1 protein-coding gene and 1 pseudogene are annotated in these 1217 nt (G+C 27.9%); both read left to right on the top strand.

Annotated elements, in window-relative coordinates:
• Nucleotides 1-698 (top strand): annotated as a pseudogene (locus OL66_RS03120) (toprim domain-containing protein); the annotation flags it as partial.
• Nucleotides 699-782: 84 nt separating this feature from the next.
• Nucleotides 783-1103, top strand: coding sequence for a hypothetical protein (locus tag OL66_RS03115; RefSeq protein WP_084066039.1), 321 nt, complete (start codon nucleotides 783-785; stop codon nucleotides 1101-1103).
• Nucleotides 1104-1217 lie beyond the last annotated feature (114 nt).

The raw sequence follows: 1217 nt of genomic DNA, 5'->3' as shown, positions 1-1217 counted from the left end.
CAAAATATCGATACAACAAAATTAGTCGAATATGGTTTTATCAAAGAAAAAACCAATCAACAAAATAAAACATATTATCACGATACTTTTCATGGTTCCATCATTATCCCCATTGAAAACGGATATAATAAAACATTTCATTTTTATCAAAATAACTTTCGCGAAGTTTCTTACTTTCAACCAAAATACCAAGCTTTAACTAATTTCAGTCAAACTCCGACCTTTCATTTCAGTTATCGTTTTTTTTTGAAGCTTTACCATATATTAAACAAACAAAAACCATCATCATTCATGAAGGTTTTTTTTGATGTCATTAGTTGTTGGCAAAACAATATTAAAAACGTGGTCGGTCTCATTTGTGTCGCCCAATTACTGTCCCAATCTCAATTAACAATCCTCAAAAAAGAAAATATCAAAGTCATTATCGCCTTAGATAACGACGAAACAGGCCAAAAACGAAGCGAAGCCTTAGGTGAACAACTAACCTCACATCAAATACCTTATGAAATTAGACACATTTTACCCCTTACGACCAAACTTGTAAAGATGTCGATGATTTATTACGTCAATACGGAAAAGAAGCTTACCACAAATGTTTTTTAGCTCCATACATCACTTATGAAGAGGCCAAAAATAAAATCATCGTCGATTTAGCCGTTCATTTCTTTGGCGAAGACAAAGTGGTTATTGAAGAATGAATTAGTTATTTAATTTAAACCTAATTTTAACTATTTAGAGTTTTTATTTTTTATCTAACAAACAACCAAAAAGGAGAAAAAAAGATGAAAAACAATACCAGTCAAGAAATTAGAATCGGGGGCTGGAACACAAAAACCACTCCGAACGATTTAACTCAAATTAAAAACTTTTTACAAATATTAAAACAAGATTTAATTAACCTCACTATTATCTCTCATTCTAAAAAGAAAAATACCTATCAAGAAGCTAATTACCGCCCCAAAAACCAAACTCTTTTTGTTGATTCTCAAATCTTAGATGAAATTAAAAAAACAAAAATAACCTTAATTAATGATAATTTCTCTTCTATTAATAGTTACCTTCAAACAATAAATATAAAATGCTTTAATAGGCAATATTTTTAAATATTTGTTTTTTTAACAACTTAAATCCTTAATTTTTAACATAATTACGTAAAAATATTACTTTCTTTAAATTTTAGTATTGACAAGAACCTTATTTAAATAGTATAATATATA

Origin of the sequence: Chrysanthemum yellows phytoplasma (assembly GCF_000803325.1) — a bacterium.
GTDB classification, from domain to species: domain Bacteria; phylum Bacillota_I; class Bacilli_A; order Acholeplasmatales; family Acholeplasmataceae; genus Phytoplasma; species Phytoplasma asteris.
This window is presented reverse-complemented; position numbering and strand designations above follow the sequence as displayed.

What these genes read in the sequence shown, in the direction of transcription:
- OL66_RS03115 (WP_084066039.1), top strand. Translation starts at nt 783, where the DNA reads ATGAAAAACAATACCAGTCAAGAAATTAGAATCGGGGGCTGGAACACA.